We start from the raw sequence: 15,226 nt of genomic DNA, 5'->3' as shown, positions 1-15,226 counted from the left end.
AAATTTACTCGTTTATATTTTACAATAAATTTTATGAAGGATACACAATTTCTTCAACAACGCCAATTTCATTGATTGTTGCTAATTCTGAATGACATGTTGTAACGGCTTGTCTTAACGTTCTAACTAATTGACCACTCTTCTCCTTAGGACTCATTGTTAATATGGTAGGCCCTGCACCGCTAATTACTGTCGCATATGCACCATATTGTTGAGCTATAGTTTTAACCTCTTTAAATTCAGATATTAAATGTTGGCGATATGGCTCGTGGAAGCCATCCTGTGACATCATTTTCCCAGCAAGTTCATAATTATGTTGAATTAATGCACACAGCATCGTATTACTTATTGCACTACTTTGAACCGCGCACTTATGAGAAAATTGATCAGGTAAAACGTTACGAGAATCTTCAGTCTTTAATTCATATGGAGGTATAGTTAGAATTATATCAACATCAGGCACATCAATATGTGCTACATTCGTTTCTTTTGTATCTGGATTATAGAAGCCTGCTAATAAGCCACCATAAATTGTAGGTGCAACATTATCTGGATGACCTTCTATTTCTGTAGCTAATTGAAGTAATTCATATTTAGAAAGCTGAATATTGCCAAAATAATTTGCAATGTATAAAGCGCCTACCAATGCAGATGCCGATGAACCTAAACCTCTAGCTAATGGTATATCACTTCGCATTTCAACACTTAAACTAGGTAATTCTACATTATATTTAGATGCAACCTGCTGAGCCACTTTAAAAACATAATTGTCTTTGTTCTTAGGAAGTGAATCTAATTCGGAGTTTAAATATGTAAATTCCCATTTTTCCCCTTCAATTCGTTTCACATAAAGATGTAAATATTTATCTAAAGCCATACCTATCGAGTCGAAACCAACGCCTAAATTAGCAGTAGACGCTGGTATCTTTAAGTGCAACTGTTCAGTCATTTTTACAAAGCTCCTTTAATGTAATCAATAATACTTGATTTATCGTTAGGAAGCGGTTGAATAGGGTTATCTAATATTGAAATAGCAGTATCAGGATCTTTTAATCCATTACCAGTTAAAATAGCTACTATTTTTTTGCCTTTAGGTAATTGTCCTACTCGATGTAATTTAATCAGACCTGCAATTGAGGCGTTACTAGCTGGTTCGCTAAATACCCCTTCTTTAGAAGTCATTAATTGATAAGCTTCTAAAATTTCTTCATCAGTAACGCTATCAATCAATCCATTAGATTCGTCTAACGCATTCGTAGCTTTAGTCCAACTAGCTGGATTACCAATTCGAATAGCTGTAGCAATTGTCTCAGGATTTTTAATCACTTTATTTTGAACAATTGGTGACGCACCTTCTGCTTGGAAGCCAAATAATCGAGGTAATTGACTACCCTTTTTCTCATGGTATTCTTTAAAACCTTTCCAATAAGCAGTAATATTGCCTGCGTTTCCAACTGGAATTGCGAGTACGTCTGGAGCTTGTTCCAATTGTTCAACAATTTCAAATGCACCCGTTTTTTGTCCTTCAATACGATATGGATTCACTGAATTAACTAACTCAATTTCTTCATCATTTTTAGCAATTTCCTTAACAATCTCTAAAGCCTCATCAAAGTTTCCTTCAATAGAAACAATTTCAGCACCATACATAACAGCTTGCGATAATTTACCGAGTGCAATCTTACCCTCTGGAATAACTACTATTGATTTTAATCCAGCTCGTGCAGCATATGCAGCTGCTGAAGCTGATGTATTACCAGTAGATGCACAGATAACTACTTTTTTTCCTTGTTCTTTTGCTTTAGTAACAGCCATGACCATTCCTCTATCTTTAAAAGAACCTGTAGGATTTGCACCTTCATATTTTACATATAAATCAATATCCAACATCTTAGACAAGTTCTCACAATGAATTAATGGAGTATGTCCTTCATTTAATGTTAACTTTGGTGTGTCGCTGTTAACTGGTAAATATTCTTTAAACTCTTCAACTAAACCTTGCCATCTTTTCATAAACATTAAACCCCTTCAACTGGATAAATTTTCTCGATATTAAAATCAGCTTTACTTAAAACGTCCTCTGGTGACTGATCTAAACCTATAATAACTACACCATACGTTTGTTCATCACGTTGTTCAACCTGTAGTGATTTATGGAAAGGTAACGTTTCTTTCAATAATGATTCAAATTTTTCTTTTGATAAGTCACTATTAAGAACAACATAATAGTTTAACTTCTCTTGAATAGCTATGACATCTTCCGTATCCATAATTTCGCGAGTTGCATCGGTTTTCAATTCAAAATGAGGTGGTAATGTATGCGTATTTGATTCAAAGAATAATGCCACATTTAGTAAATCACTTACAACAGCACTTCCAGTAGCTAAGCTACCTGCACCTTTCCCATAGAACATTGTATCGCCCACTGCATCGCCTACGACATAGATTGCATTATATTCATCTTCAACTGTAGCTAGTTGATGGGATTTATGTATTAATGTTGGTTCGACTGATGCGTTTACTTTACTATTTTGATAAGTTCCCTTACCAATCAATTTAATTTTATAACCTAATTTGTCCGCGACATTGATATCAGATAAAGTTGTCTGACTTATACCACGAACTTTAACATCATTTAATTTAATGACTTGGTTAAATGATAAATAAGAAGTGATAACAACTTTACGTGCTGCATCAATACCTTCTACGTCATCAGTCGGATCTGCCTCAGCAAAACCTAGCCTTTGCGCTTCATCAAGAGCATCTTCAAACGTTGTTTGTTCACGTGTCATTTTAGATAAGATGAAGTTAGATGTACCATTTAGTATTCCCATAAATTTAGAAATGTTATTAGCATTTAATCCATTATTAATAGCATTTACTATAGGGATACCACCGGCAACACTCGCTTCGAATTTCAACGCAAGTCCCTTTTCCTCAGCTAAATCTTCTAGTAGCTTCAAATGTACGGCTAATAAATCTTTGTTTGCAGTAATTACATGTTTACCGCTTTTCAAAGCATCTCTTAACCAATCGACAGTAGGTTCAATGCCACCCATTACTTCAATGACGATATCGATAGAATCATCATTTAAAATTTCATTAACATCTTCAGTTAAATGATATCGACTAATATTTATAGGTCTTTTCTTAGATTTATCACGCACTAAAATATGCTTTATAACAATATCTTTGTTTAATGTATCTATAATTTGTTGTCGATTTTCTTCAATTATTTTAACTACACCTGATCCCACTGTTCCTAAACCAAGCAAAGCAATATTTAATTCTTTCATATTTTATCTTCCCCCATTTGTATAACTGAGAAATACAATTGTTTTATTGAAATATACTTTATTTTAGTATACTATTAAACCATATTAAATTGATAGGACTTTTTAGCATAAAATGTAAATACTTAGCTTTATATTATCATGTGGTATCAGAAAATTAAATAGAATTTTCTGATTTTTTAGAAAGGTTGATTAGGTATATGAAAGTGGCAAAATTCGGCGGTAGTTCAGTTTCAAATGTAACACAAATCAAAAAAGTCCTAGATATCGTTAATAGCGATTCAGATCGTAAAATTATTATTGTTTCTGCACCAGGCAAAAGACACAAAGATGATGTTAAAACGACCGATCTTCTAGTTCGATTATATGAAAAAGTAATGAATAATCTTAATTATCAAGATAAAAAGAAAGAAATTATTCAACGTTATGCAGATATTTTACATGAACTTGATATAGATGATTCATTATTAAAAGTAATTGATGACACTTTAGAAGAGATTATTTCAACTTTAAAAGATAAGCCTTTAAGATTATACGATGCAATTCTTTCTTGTGGTGAAAATTTTAATGCGCAATTAATTGCAACTTATAATGATTCACAAGGTTTTAAAACGACATACCTTTCTCCAAAAGATGCAGGTATTCTAGTTACAGATTTACCGCAACAAGCTCAAATCTTGGAAGAAGCTTATGAGAAGATTAGTAAATTAAAAGATATTGAAGGTAAAATTATTATCCCAGGATTCTTTGGCGTTTCTAAAAATGATTATGTCGTTACGTTCCCAAGAGGTGGTTCTGACATTACAGGTGCAATTATCGCTAGAGGAATTAGAGCGTCTTTATATGAAAACTTCACTGATGTATCAGGTATTTATAAGGCAAACCCTAATATAATTAACAATCCGGATCTTATTGAAGAAATTACATATCGTGAAATGCGAGAACTTTCATATGCTGGGTTTGGCGTCTTCCATGATGAAGCATTGCAGCCACTCTATAAACACAGAATTCCAGTGGTTATTAAAAATACAAATCTTCCTCAAGATAAAGGTACATTTATACGCCATGATAGAGATGTAAGTGATAAAAATGTCATTATAGGTATAAGCTGTGATAAAGGATTTAGTGTTATTAATATTAAAAAATATCTAATGAATAGACAGGTCGGCTTCACACGTAAAATTCTTGAAATATTAGAAGATTACAATATTTCTTTCGACCATATGCCTTCAGGTATTGATAGTATTAGTATCATCCTTCGAACACATCAATTAAAAGGTAAAGAAAAAGATGTACTTAACGCTATACGTAAACGTTGCGATGTTGATGAATTAAGTATTGAACACGACTTAGCGATTTTAATGATTGTTGGTGAAGGAATGTATAAAGCAATCGGTACTGCTAACACTATTACACATGCGTTAGCAGAGTCTAAAATCAATTTAAAAATGATCAACCAAGGCTCGTCTGAAATATCAATGATGTTCGGTATTTCAATTGAAGATGCAGACAAGGCTGTTTTATCTACATATGAATATTGTTATCATGGCATTTGTTTGAAAAATCTAAATAAGCAAGCATAATTAAAAAGCATCTGGTATTTAAGTAGTCATGTTTTGTACATTCCACTTAAATATTAGATGCTTCTTTATAATTTGTTATGAGCTAATGCCTCATTGATTCGTTGCTCCCCTACGACAACTTTTAATATAACAAATTGATAATAACTTAATGAGTCTAAAACCTTTTTATAATTAGGTAATTGATGGTAATTTTGATTATCCAATAAGTCGTACATTAGCACGATTTCTGGTTTAATATAATCTACTCCCCATGTCAGCGAATGAAAATAAATACTATTCTTAGGAATTCTAATATTACTATCTAATCTAAATATCCACTCTTCATTTACGACATCATAAATAAAGATATTTATTAATAATTTCTCGTTAAAAGTAATATCTATGTGTGCAATTTCGGATACACTTAATTGATCTCGATTCATTAAATTATTATTTTTATCATAATAATTTAAATGATACGTGGACGGAATTACTTTTAATACTTCAACTAGTTGTTTACGTTCTACGCATATGTCGACTCTAGAAGGTAGAATAAAATTATCACTTAAAAATAGCTGCATTGCGACTTCCCCATGAAATTTGAATGAAGTACGACATTCATTTTTTAATATTTTAACTAGCTCTTCTACATGTTGTTGATGTTCCATATTACTACCTCCAAAGGAAACGCTTTCATACATTAATTATACATATCCTTATTTCTGATTTCAATTTACTAATTGTGAAGTATTGCTAAATTTGATGTTAAACAAAATAATAAAATTGCTAATATTAGGTAATATTTATTATTTTAGTAATTTAACTTAATTTACATTTTGTTGAACTACGCAATTATAATAGATATAATTTATATGTTATTTCATATCGCTCACGTTATTACTTTCAAATATATTGAGTGATATAAAATTAAAATTCGAACATAGGTGATGAATTATGACATTAACAATTATCTTAATTGTTATCATCGTTATACTTATTTTGGCGTTCATCTTAAATCAACGTTACATGCAAGATAGAGTTGATACAGAAGTGTACGCAAGAAATCAGATGGTAACTAAGAATGCGACGCTTAGCAATGAAAATTTAGAACTTAAAAATCAAATGCTTAGTTCTAATAATGATGTAAGTTCACATGCAAAGCGCAACGCGAAACACGTTTTAACTAGCATTCTTGAAAAGTATAAAGACGAAGGCAAGTTAAAGTATTACGATATTATAACGACAAGTAATTTAGCTACAAAACATCCTTTTTTTGAATACGCTAGAACATTCGATTACATTGTCGTTTCAGATGTTGGCTTAATCAATATTGACGTCAAAAACTGGAAACAAAAAACGTTTTACCATTTTGATGCACCAGTAGACGACGATATGCAAATTGACACAAATGATGTAAATCAGATTGTCGGTCATTATGTAAGTAAACAATATCACAGTCAGTTTGATTCACCACGCAGTGAAATTTATACTTTCGTCGAAAAAATTCAAAATAATCGTGTGATTTATGAGTTTTATGATCATGATCCATATGAACAAGCAGCGATTAATTCAAAAGTTTTAAAAGACGGAATTGAAAATCATTTTAATCATAAAGTACAAAGCATCGGAGTCGTTTACTTTAGCGATGGTAGCGTAAATATCATTGAGGGTTCAGAGGAAAGAGCTCAATATGTAGACACCGTTTCAACTAAATCATCACTTGAAGCGGTAATCAAAAATGCGATTGATTTATCTAAACATCCACTTTATGAAGACCAAGTTACCAAAATCGTAAACAGCTTTAATAATTAATGCACATAATAAGCGATTGACAGTGAATCTAGATACAGATACACGTGTCAATCGCTTATTTTTTAACTCCATAAATTCACTTTATCTTTTTTAGCTTGTTGTTCATCTTTTTCAAAAAGATGACGATATTTGCCATTCGGTGAGAAGTACTTTTCACGTGCTAATCCATTTTTTACTAATTCTTCGTTGTACATAGTGTTCTCATCTAGCCACACATATGCAAGTGTCCGACCATATCTATCTTCTTTTTCTTTGTCATATTCTAAATATACATCTTTCCCATTTAAGTGTTGTTTACTATAATTAGATGCTTCTTTACCATATGGTTGAACTGGTGTGTTAGGTTTAACTGTTTCTGGTGTATCTATACCTATAAGTCTAACTTTAATTTCTTTTCCTTCACTATTTGTAGCAACAAAGGTATCACCATCTACTACTCGGTCTACATGTACTTTTTCTTTACCCTTAATGTTAGTACTGTTTGATGATTGAGAACCATTATTTTTAAAAGGTCCTGTATGATTCATAAATTGAAAGGCTAAAACGCCTACCACTAAAACAGCTAAAACGATGATACTTAATGATTTTTTCGAGTTCAAAGATGTCACCTACGCTTTTTATTTCAATAATAAATATCATATATAAATTAAAATTAATCGTCAATGACAACTTGTTTTAGTTAGACGATGTTAGTATCCACTGTACTCGAAAAAAGTGAAATTATTAATCTTATCATGCTATAATAAATGCGTTAGGAGTGACATCAATGTCTGAGAAAAATGAAAATTTAGTGACAGTTATAGCCGTAATTATAGCCATAATTGTCGGTGTAATACTACAAATTGTCTATAAGTTACCTATTATTGTCTCTGTCGTAGTAGCTTTATTATTAGGAGTCTTAGTAGGATTTATTGTTTATATCATTCAATCTATAATTCGCAAGAGAAAGAACAAGTAGCTCTATTAGAAAATCTTAATAGAAATTTTACAAGCAAAGTAAATTGGGAGCGAGAAAGAATTCAAATTGAATTCTTTCTCGCTTCCACATTTTTTATATTTAAGATTAATTTCTAGATATTGTGGTATGTATAAGAAATACCTTAAATGTATAAAATTAATTTAAAAAAATTGATTAATTTATCACAATTTTAATTATCAAAAAGCCTTACCATCAAACAATTAGCGAGGTGGTTTTATGGAAATTCTAGACGTAATTATAGATAATCACGGTCTAATTTATAAAGTACAAACACAAAATGGCCATGTATTCGAACATACTTTGGCGAAAGATACACCTCCAGATAAAGTTGCTCAAGTGTTACGGTTATTAGCCACTCATGTTGACAATCTAGAAACTCAAAAAAGAGATAATTAATATGTTTGTAAAGATACTTCTTAATCTTTAAATAATTAGGTTAAAAGTAAGCAAAAGGTCAGAACTTAAAGTATTAACGTTCTTGGAATCCATGCTCCCAAGAGCAAACTGATGTTCTGACCTTTATACATGACTATATGCATAATTAAATTCTATATCCATCCTTTATCATTCGCTTTTCTCCAAGCATCAAAGCGGTTCTCCGCTTCAAGTTTATCAATTATATTAGACGTGTAATTTCTTACCGTACCGTTTGAAAGATAGAGTTTATCAGCGATTTCTTTATTACTTAATCCTTCTCCTATTTCACGTAACACGACTTGTTCTTTATGCGTTAATGGATTAGCCTCTTTAAACAAAGATGTCATTAAAGTCGTACTATATTCTTTTTCGCCATTTAAAACTTTATGGATGGTTGCAACTAAATCATCAACCGATCGTTCTTTTAACACATAGGCATCAACATCGTTTGCAACAGCTCTTTCAAAATAACCAGGCCTTTTAAAAGTCGTGACAATAATCACTTTTGTATTAATTTTATTTTCTCTTAATTGCGATAGTACTTCTAAGCCCGTAATTCCTGGTATCTCAATATCTAAAATAGCAATGTCAGGCTGTTGACTATTAATAGATTGTAATGCGTCAATACCATTATCAAAATCATCTATCACTTTTAAATCGTCGTGAAATTCAATTAATTGTATCATTGCTTTACGCAACATATTTTGATCTTCTGCAATTACTATTGAAATCATTGTATACCTTCTCTCGGAATCATAATATCGATAGTCGTACCCTGTTTAGAAGTGATATTAACTGTGCCACTCAATAACGCTACCCTATCGTTAATACTCTTTAATTTTACTTCGCTAGGTTGTTTCAGACCTATACCGTTGTCACTAATGATTAATTTAATACCATTATCGTAACTTTCTATTTTCCCATTAATTTCAGAGGCTTCCGCGTGCTTAATTACATTGTTAACCGCTTCTCTAAGTATCATTGATAATATCGTCTGTTTAGTTGGGTTGAGGGAACTCGCACCTCTTATATTTTCAAAGTTAAAGTGAATATTTGCATCCTTTAAGATTTGTTCTATAGATTGAATTTCTTCTTCAAAAGTTTGAACTTTCAAATTTTCAATAATATGTCTTACTTTATCTAATGTATCTTTCGAAATTTCGTTTATATTTAATATTTCTTTCTTAGCTGCTTGCGGATCTTTATCGATTAGTTTTGCAGCTAATTCTGATTTGACACTCAAACTTGCAAATACATGTCCTAACGTGTCATGTAAGTCTTGACCTATTCGATTACGTTCTTGTTCCGCAATCAAAATATTAATATATTTATTTTTTTCTTCAATTTGTTGACGATATTGTCTCTCTTTCATTAGTTTAAAATTACCAAATAATATTGCCAAAATAACAATATAATAAATAATAATACTCACGACATAAAAGTGATTCGTTTGTATAATCGTTATGATGATACATGTAATCATTGAACTTATTAATAACATAAACTCTTTTGATTTTACTCCCTTTTTAAATAAAAATGGTATAGCAAATGCACTAAAGAAGAAAAATAAACTCAATGCTGGATTGTATGCATATACAAAATAAATAATCGCTAAAAAATGAATACCAAATAAGATTAAATTAATACGATGACTTAATGTTTCATGAAAAAGAATTAAACTAGCATAAGCAAATGTAAAAATGATTACAATAAGTAAATTAAATAAAAAGCTATCATCTTGCCATGTTAAATACAAACCATAGTAAGGAAATATTAAGTAAATTAAAGATGAAATCTCTCCCATTTTAGCGCCTAAACTACGCTTCATTTATTCCACCTCTTTTCTCTTATTAATTAATAATGCAATAATTAAGAAAATAATGCTATAAATACCTAATATAACGAACGATTGGATATTAAAACCATTACCTTTACCTAGTTCAAGCGCTAAATGACGTAAATGATACGTTGGTGTTAGTTTAGCAATTGTTTGCATCCAATCAGGAAATGTACTAACAGGGAACCACAATCCACCAATAATGGCTAATACAATATTAAACAGATTAGCTACGCTACTTGCTTTCTGTGTCTCATTAAATTGTGTAATGATTAAACCTAATGTCAAAAACATGCTAGCACCTAACCATAAAGAAACACCAGATAAAATCCATTCACTTGCACTTAGATCTACCCCTTTATAGAAGTGTGCTACGCTGAATAAAAGCAATATTGAAGATAAAAATAAAGTCATTGTTTTAATAATTTTAGCTAAATAATAATTTAATACTGTGATTGGTGTAGAAATTAATCTTTTATACCAACCACTGTTTCTTTCCTCGATTATTTCTAATGGATATTGCATCAGACAAAATCCCATTAAACTGAATACCGTCATACTATACATATACTCTTTGTAAAATACTTTTTTCGCATCTGCTGGCATATCAATTAATGATGTAAACAATAAATAGAATGCCAAAGGAAAAATAAAAGCCATAAATGATGATAATTTGCGTCGAAATAATAATTTGTATTCAATATCAAGTAACGTTATGATATTCGTCATAGTCTATTGCACCACTCTTTCTTCTTTTGAAAACATGAGTTCCAATAAAGATTTTTTATAAATTGTGACTTGATTTAAATCTACATTTATTTTAATTAGATTTGTAATAATTTCTTCAACATTTTCTGTTTGAATTTTTAGATTACCATTCGTAATTTCTATATCATATGTTTCTGAAAGTATTTGATATTGTTCTTCCGTAAAGGTCATTATTTCAATAATTGAATTATTTTGGCTAAACAAGATATTATGTGGTGTATCATTAATTTTGATACTTCCTTGTTCTAAATAGACAACTTTATCAGCCATTCTTTCGACTTCTTCAATATAATGAGAGGTGTAAAGTATAGTTATACCATCTTCTTTAAGTTGCTCAATTAGATTCCAAAAGTGTTCTCTTGTTTCAATATCCATTGACGTTGTTGGTTCATCTAATATTAAAAATTGAGGTTTGCCTATTAAAGTTAGAACAAAGTCTAATAATCTCTTTTGACCTCCTGATAATTTATTAGCATATTGTTCCAATTGAAGATTAGAAAATTGAGTTAATTTTTGAAACTCATTAGATGTCATAGGATTGGTATATAATTGTTGATATAAATGATATAGTTCTTTTACTTTAATGAGCTTAGGTAAATTCGTAGTTTGAAATAATATGCCCATATTATTTGAGGATATTAAATTAAGTTTATCTTCGACTGTTCCACTATTCGCATGCTTATGACCAATAAGTATATCTATTAAAGTGGACTTTCCTGCACCATTTTTTCCGATTAATGCAGTACACTTTCCTTCCTCGATATCTAATGAGATATTATTCAAAACTGTCTTTTTACCAAACGATTTCTTTAATTGATTTATATATATCATAACGACCTCACGTCCTTTTAATTTATATATCTACTTTATCTTTTTATCGAAATTAAAATTAGTTCAAATTGTCACGATTTTAATATGACATTTGTCATATTAACTACGACGAGGTAGCAAAAAAGAGATTAAGCAACTTTAAATTGCTTAATCTCATAATTTTTAACTATTATAAATAGATTCTTAATGCTATAAAATTGGTGATACTAATTTTGCAATATCTTCTTTAACTTTAATTGAAAGCGAACGTTTCTTGTATTCCTCTAAAGTTAATAGTTTTGATTTTTTAATATCTTCTTCGTATGCTGCTCTGATCTTTTTAGCGATTTCTTTATCATAAATAAAAGCATTTACCTCAAAGTTTAAAGCGAAACTACGATAATCCATATTAGCTGAACCGACACTACAAATTTCGTCATCAATCATCATGACTTTTGAATGAATAAAGCCATTTTGATACGTATAAATTTTCGCACCACTACTTAATAATTCAGCAGCATTTGAAAATGTCGCCCAATATACAAACGGATGATCTGGTTTACATGGAATCATCAAGTGTAAATCAACGCCAGCATTCGCTGCCATTTTAAGTGCATTGATATACGATTGATCTGGAATAAAGTAAGGGCTTTGCATATATATTGATTTTTTTGCACTCATAATCATTTTAGTATATCCATATTCAATCTGATGTAAATCAAATGCTGGACCACTTGAAGCAATTTGAATCGCTGATTTCCCTTTATTCTGTCTTTTTTTAGGGAAGTATTTATCATCATATTCAAATTGTGGGCGGTGCGCTTGTGAATTCCAATCTAATATAAAACGTATTTGTAATGCGTCTATAACGTCACCTTCAACACGTATATGCGTATCTCTCCAATATCCTAGTTTACCAAGTCCTAAATAATCATCGCCAATATTAAACCCTCCAATGTAACCTACTTGACCATCAATCACTATAATTTTTCTATGATTACGGTTATTCATTCTAAAATTGATAAGTGGAAACTTAGATGCAAAAAACGCTTCAACTTCACCACCTAATGATTCAAAGTGATGAAATTTAGACATTCTTACTTTTTTAGAGCCTACATCATCATATAATATTTTAACTTCTAGCCCTTCTTTGAGTTTCGTTTCTAATGCATCTAGAATACGATGACCTAAGCCATCAAGTTCAAATGTATAATACTCTAAATGTATGTAGTTCTTAGCGTTATAAATGTCTTCAATGACTTTCTCATATAGCTTATGACCATCTGTAAATAAGTCAATGTGATTATTTTCGGTTAAAAATGCATCTTGTTTGTTTAATAACATTCTAATTAAATCTCTGTGTTTTGTTACTTGTTGATTATCAGTTTGATAATTATGTGCATCAAATTGTTTAACTTGATCCTTTAAAACACTTTTAAATGTATCTAATTCCTTACCATTATTTTTCTCCATTTTTCTTTTTGAAACAGTTCTGCCAAAAAATAAATAAAGAATAAACCCGATTAATGGTAAAACAAACAATACAAAGAGCCACGCCCATGTAGAAGACGCACTTCTTCTATTTCTTTCTAAAAAGATGATAATAAAAGCTAGTACTAGATTTATCACAAAGCCTAGTGCTAATAAAATCGTAAAAACAGTTCCCAAATCTGGGCCGAACATGAATTTCATAAAATAATACTCCTATTTAATTTTATAATTTAAATTATTTACTTAGCATTTAAGATTAAAATGGCATTTAGCACTTCTTCATTATTTGGAAATTTACGTTCTTCTATTTTGTCTATTGAAATATTTAGAACTTCAAATTGACTTCCTTCATCACTTTCAAGATACATATTAATTTCTTTTTCTAACTCATCCAGTGTTTTTTCTTGAATCTTTTTAAATTTGATTTTACTCATTCTACAACACTCCAATTCAACTTATTTGTTTAAATCATAGTCTTTTTACATTTAAATCGCAAATTAATTCATACTAGAACTTACATTTCATTAAAACGCTTACAATTATATATTCAAAATATTAAATTCACATAAGAGATAAATTATTGTATAATAAAATCATTCTATTAAATTTTCAGAATAATTAAATTATTTAGATTGTGGGGTATTATATGATTTCTTTTGAAAATGACTACCTTGAAGGTGCACATGAAAACGTATTACAACGATTATTTGATACCAATTTAATCCAGGCCTCTGGCTATGGTGATGATCAATTTTCAAAGCAAGCAGCTGAAGAAATTAAATCAGCCATCAAGTGTCCAGAAGCGACTGTACGATTCTTAGTTGGTGGTACGCAAACAAATCAAGTTGTTATTAATTCGATACTAGAGCCATATGAAGGTGTGATTTCAGCTGACACTGGTCACGTAGCTGTACATGAGGGCGGTGCTATTGAATTTAGTGGTCATAAAGTTTTAACTGTCCCATCTCACGAAGGTAAAATTAGACCAAAAGAAGTTAATGCATATCTAGATACGTTTTACAATGATTTTAAGCGTGAACATATGGTCTTTCCAGGAATGGTTTATATTTCACACCCTACAGAATACGGTACTTTATATAGTAAAAAAGAATTGAAGAATCTTGCTGACGTGTGTAAAGAACATAATGTACCCTTATTTATGGATGGTGCGCGTTTGGGCTATGGTTTAATGAGCGATCAAAGTGATTTAACATTTGAAGATATTGCTAAATATTGCGACATCTTTTATATAGGTGGTACTAAAATAGGTGCGCTATGTGGTGAAGCCATCGTTTTCACTAAAAATAATGAGCCAAAACACTTTACCACTCGAATCAAACAACATGGTGCCTTACTTGCTAAAGGTCGTTTAGTAGGTGTACAATTTCTGGAATTATTCACTAATAATTTATATTTAGATATTAGCCGTCATGCCATTAATATGGCTAATAAAATGAAAAAAGGATTTCTTGAAAAAGGCTATCAACTTTACTTTGATTCACCTACTAATCAACAATTTTTTGTACTTAGTGAAGAAAAGATTAAAGAATTGAAACAAAAAGTAAAGTTCGCGATTTGGGAGAAATATGATGATAATCATCGTGTAGTTAGATTTGCGACAAGTTGGGCTACGACCGAAGAAAATGTGGATAAGTTATTAGGGTTAATTTAACATCTGAAAAACAGGACTTCCTAAAAGGAAATCCTGTTTTTAATGAAATTTATAATAAATACCAGCAATAATTACAATTAATTCAAAGAAGGCTATGATTATTTCTTTTTTAGATGGTTCTCGTTTTTCTATAGTGACTTTAATATTAAATTCCACTTTTTATTCTCCTCTTAAAAGTTTAAGCAATCATGTTAATCACATTCGCTACCTCGTTAATATTGAATTTTAAGTTGCATAATTTAATATTACATTTTTTTATATTGGTCACCTAAAGTTCTGAGTGCTGACCTTTATCATACACCTATTCTATTAATAACTTTTTAATAAGCATCAAGCACTTGTGGATAAAAATAAATTACTCTAGATCCAATCCGGCGAGTTATTTCGACAATTTCAGGTTCACAGACTATTTTATTTTGGCTCTACGTCAAATCGGACTGATGAGTCCAAATATCGAGATTAGGCAACCTTAGGTTGTTTAATCTCTTTTTTTGTTGTTGAGGCAAATAGTCGCGAAGTTATAATAATTCGATTACGCAAATTATCATAATTTCTATAACCAAAAGATACCCTTTTAATGAGTTT

At 30.5% G+C, this 15,226-nt stretch carries 16 protein-coding genes; 5 read left to right on the top strand and 11 right to left on the bottom strand.

Annotation, left to right across the window (positions count from 1 at the left end; translation table 11 throughout):
* Positions 1–31: 31 nt before the first annotated feature.
* The 3 genes from thrB to BDW31_RS06215 are packed head-to-tail and all read right to left on the bottom strand — an operon-like array spanning position 32 to position 3,296.
* Complete coding sequence (gene thrB, locus BDW31_RS06225; protein WP_053024684.1) at positions 32–949, bottom strand: homoserine kinase; 918 nt, start codon at positions 947–949, stop codon at positions 32–34.
* A 2-nt stretch (positions 950–951) separates the two neighbouring features.
* Positions 952–2,013: a threonine synthase gene (gene thrC / locus BDW31_RS06220; protein ID WP_053024683.1), complete on the bottom strand. Its 1,062-nt coding sequence runs from the start codon at positions 2,011–2,013 to the stop codon at positions 952–954.
* A 5-nt stretch (positions 2,014–2,018) separates the two neighbouring features.
* On the bottom strand, positions 2,019–3,296 hold the full coding sequence (locus BDW31_RS06215; protein WP_037551328.1) for a homoserine dehydrogenase: 1,278 nt from the start codon (positions 3,294–3,296) through the stop codon (positions 2,019–2,021).
* A 197-nt stretch (positions 3,297–3,493) separates the two neighbouring features.
* On the opposite strand from BDW31_RS06215, the gene BDW31_RS06210 reads away from it, so the two are divergent.
* A complete protein-coding gene (locus BDW31_RS06210) occupies positions 3,494–4,876 on the top strand; it encodes an aspartate kinase (protein ID WP_110709350.1) in 1,383 nt (460 codons plus the stop codon).
* A gap of 65 nt (positions 4,877–4,941) precedes the next feature.
* Here BDW31_RS06210 and BDW31_RS06205 read toward each other — a convergent pair whose 3' ends face one another.
* Positions 4,942–5,523 carry a hypothetical protein gene (locus tag BDW31_RS06205; RefSeq protein ID WP_053024681.1) on the bottom strand — a complete coding sequence of 194 codons (582 nt, stop codon included), beginning with the start codon at positions 5,521–5,523 and terminating at the stop codon, positions 4,942–4,944.
* A gap of 286 nt (positions 5,524–5,809) precedes the next feature.
* On the opposite strand from BDW31_RS06205, the gene BDW31_RS06200 reads away from it, so the two are divergent.
* The gene (locus BDW31_RS06200; protein WP_037551322.1) at positions 5,810–6,667 is read left to right on the top strand and encodes a hypothetical protein; all 858 of its coding nucleotides are present in this window, start codon (positions 5,810–5,812) and stop codon (positions 6,665–6,667) included.
* A gap of 62 nt (positions 6,668–6,729) precedes the next feature.
* Here the strand turns inward: BDW31_RS06200 and nucI are convergent, their stop codons facing one another.
* Positions 6,730–7,266 (bottom strand): thermonuclease NucI, encoded by a 537-nt coding sequence (nucI, locus tag BDW31_RS06195; RefSeq protein WP_037551319.1) that lies wholly within the window; start codon positions 7,264–7,266, stop codon positions 6,730–6,732.
* A 167-nt stretch (positions 7,267–7,433) separates the two neighbouring features.
* Between nucI and BDW31_RS06190 the strand changes: the two genes are divergently transcribed.
* Together BDW31_RS06190 and BDW31_RS06185 are read left to right on the top strand one after the other, a co-directional pair.
* Positions 7,434–7,625: a hypothetical protein gene (locus BDW31_RS06190; RefSeq protein ID WP_037551316.1), complete on the top strand. Its 192-nt coding sequence runs from the start codon at positions 7,434–7,436 to the stop codon at positions 7,623–7,625.
* A gap of 237 nt (positions 7,626–7,862) precedes the next feature.
* Positions 7,863–8,042, top strand: a complete 180-nt coding sequence (locus BDW31_RS06185) for a hypothetical protein (RefSeq protein WP_011275875.1) — start codon at positions 7,863–7,865, stop codon at positions 8,040–8,042.
* Positions 8,043–8,194: 152 nt separating this feature from the next.
* On the opposite strand, the gene BDW31_RS06180 is transcribed toward BDW31_RS06185, so the two are convergent.
* The 6 genes from BDW31_RS06180 to BDW31_RS06155 form a co-directional block, all read right to left on the bottom strand.
* Positions 8,195–8,797 (bottom strand): response regulator transcription factor, encoded by a 603-nt coding sequence (locus BDW31_RS06180; protein ID WP_037551313.1) that lies wholly within the window; start codon positions 8,795–8,797, stop codon positions 8,195–8,197.
* Positions 8,794–9,891 (bottom strand): sensor histidine kinase, encoded by a 1,098-nt coding sequence (locus tag BDW31_RS06175; protein WP_037551311.1) that lies wholly within the window; start codon positions 9,889–9,891, stop codon positions 8,794–8,796. The genes BDW31_RS06180 and BDW31_RS06175 overlap by 4 nt, the downstream gene beginning before the upstream one ends.
* The gene (locus tag BDW31_RS06170; RefSeq protein WP_110709348.1) at positions 9,892–10,629 is read right to left on the bottom strand and encodes an ABC transporter permease; all 738 of its coding nucleotides are present in this window, start codon (positions 10,627–10,629) and stop codon (positions 9,892–9,894) included.
* Between the two features lie 3 nt (positions 10,630–10,632).
* Positions 10,633–11,499, bottom strand: a complete 867-nt coding sequence (locus BDW31_RS06165; RefSeq protein WP_085060405.1) for an ABC transporter ATP-binding protein — start codon at positions 11,497–11,499, stop codon at positions 10,633–10,635.
* Between the two features lie 189 nt (positions 11,500–11,688).
* Positions 11,689–13,170 carry a cardiolipin synthase gene (gene cls / locus BDW31_RS06160; protein ID WP_053024678.1) on the bottom strand — a complete coding sequence of 494 codons (1,482 nt, stop codon included), beginning with the start codon at positions 13,168–13,170 and terminating at the stop codon, positions 11,689–11,691.
* A gap of 38 nt (positions 13,171–13,208) precedes the next feature.
* Entirely contained in the window at positions 13,209–13,403 is a 195-nt protein-coding gene (locus BDW31_RS06155; protein ID WP_011275881.1) for a hypothetical protein, read from the bottom strand.
* A 212-nt stretch (positions 13,404–13,615) separates the two neighbouring features.
* Between BDW31_RS06155 and BDW31_RS06150 the strand changes: the two genes are divergently transcribed.
* Positions 13,616–14,641, top strand: a complete 1,026-nt coding sequence (locus tag BDW31_RS06150; RefSeq protein WP_037551302.1) for a threonine aldolase family protein — start codon at positions 13,616–13,618, stop codon at positions 14,639–14,641.
* The last annotated feature ends 585 nt before the right edge of the window (positions 14,642–15,226 follow it).

This window comes from Staphylococcus sp. AtHG25, assembly GCF_003217445.1.
In the GTDB taxonomy this organism is placed as follows: domain Bacteria; phylum Bacillota; class Bacilli; order Staphylococcales; family Staphylococcaceae; genus Staphylococcus; species Staphylococcus haemolyticus.
This window is presented reverse-complemented; position numbering and strand designations above follow the sequence as displayed.

Excerpts from the sequence above, each read along its gene's own strand:
- BDW31_RS06175 (WP_037551311.1), bottom strand. The coding sequence starts at position 9,891 with ATGAAGCGTAGTTTAGGCGCTAAAATGGGAGAGATTTCATCTTTAATT.
- BDW31_RS06190 (WP_037551316.1), top strand. The coding sequence starts at position 7,434 with ATGTCTGAGAAAAATGAAAATTTAGTGACAGTTATAGCCGTAATTATA.
- BDW31_RS06150 (WP_037551302.1), top strand. The coding sequence starts at position 13,616 with ATGATTTCTTTTGAAAATGACTACCTTGAAGGTGCACATGAAAACGTA.
- BDW31_RS06185 (WP_011275875.1), top strand. The coding sequence starts at position 7,863 with ATGGAAATTCTAGACGTAATTATAGATAATCACGGTCTAATTTATAAA.
- BDW31_RS06205 (WP_053024681.1), bottom strand. The coding sequence starts at position 5,523 with ATGGAACATCAACAACATGTAGAAGAGCTAGTTAAAATATTAAAAAAT.
- BDW31_RS06180 (WP_037551313.1), bottom strand. The coding sequence starts at position 8,797 with ATGATTTCAATAGTAATTGCAGAAGATCAAAATATGTTGCGTAAAGCA.
- BDW31_RS06215 (WP_037551328.1), bottom strand. The coding sequence starts at position 3,296 with ATGAAAGAATTAAATATTGCTTTGCTTGGTTTAGGAACAGTGGGATCA.
- BDW31_RS06170 (WP_110709348.1), bottom strand. The coding sequence starts at position 10,629 with ATGACGAATATCATAACGTTACTTGATATTGAATACAAATTATTATTT.
- BDW31_RS06200 (WP_037551322.1), top strand. The coding sequence starts at position 5,810 with ATGACATTAACAATTATCTTAATTGTTATCATCGTTATACTTATTTTG.
- BDW31_RS06210 (WP_110709350.1), top strand. The coding sequence starts at position 3,494 with ATGAAAGTGGCAAAATTCGGCGGTAGTTCAGTTTCAAATGTAACACAA.
- thrC (WP_053024683.1), bottom strand. The coding sequence starts at position 2,013 with ATGAAAAGATGGCAAGGTTTAGTTGAAGAGTTTAAAGAATATTTACCA.
- thrB (WP_053024684.1), bottom strand. The coding sequence starts at position 949 with ATGACTGAACAGTTGCACTTAAAGATACCAGCGTCTACTGCTAATTTA.
- cls (WP_053024678.1), bottom strand. The coding sequence starts at position 13,170 with ATGAAATTCATGTTCGGCCCAGATTTGGGAACTGTTTTTACGATTTTA.
- BDW31_RS06165 (WP_085060405.1), bottom strand. The coding sequence starts at position 11,499 with ATGATATATATAAATCAATTAAAGAAATCGTTTGGTAAAAAGACAGTT.
- BDW31_RS06155 (WP_011275881.1), bottom strand. The coding sequence starts at position 13,403 with ATGAGTAAAATCAAATTTAAAAAGATTCAAGAAAAAACACTGGATGAG.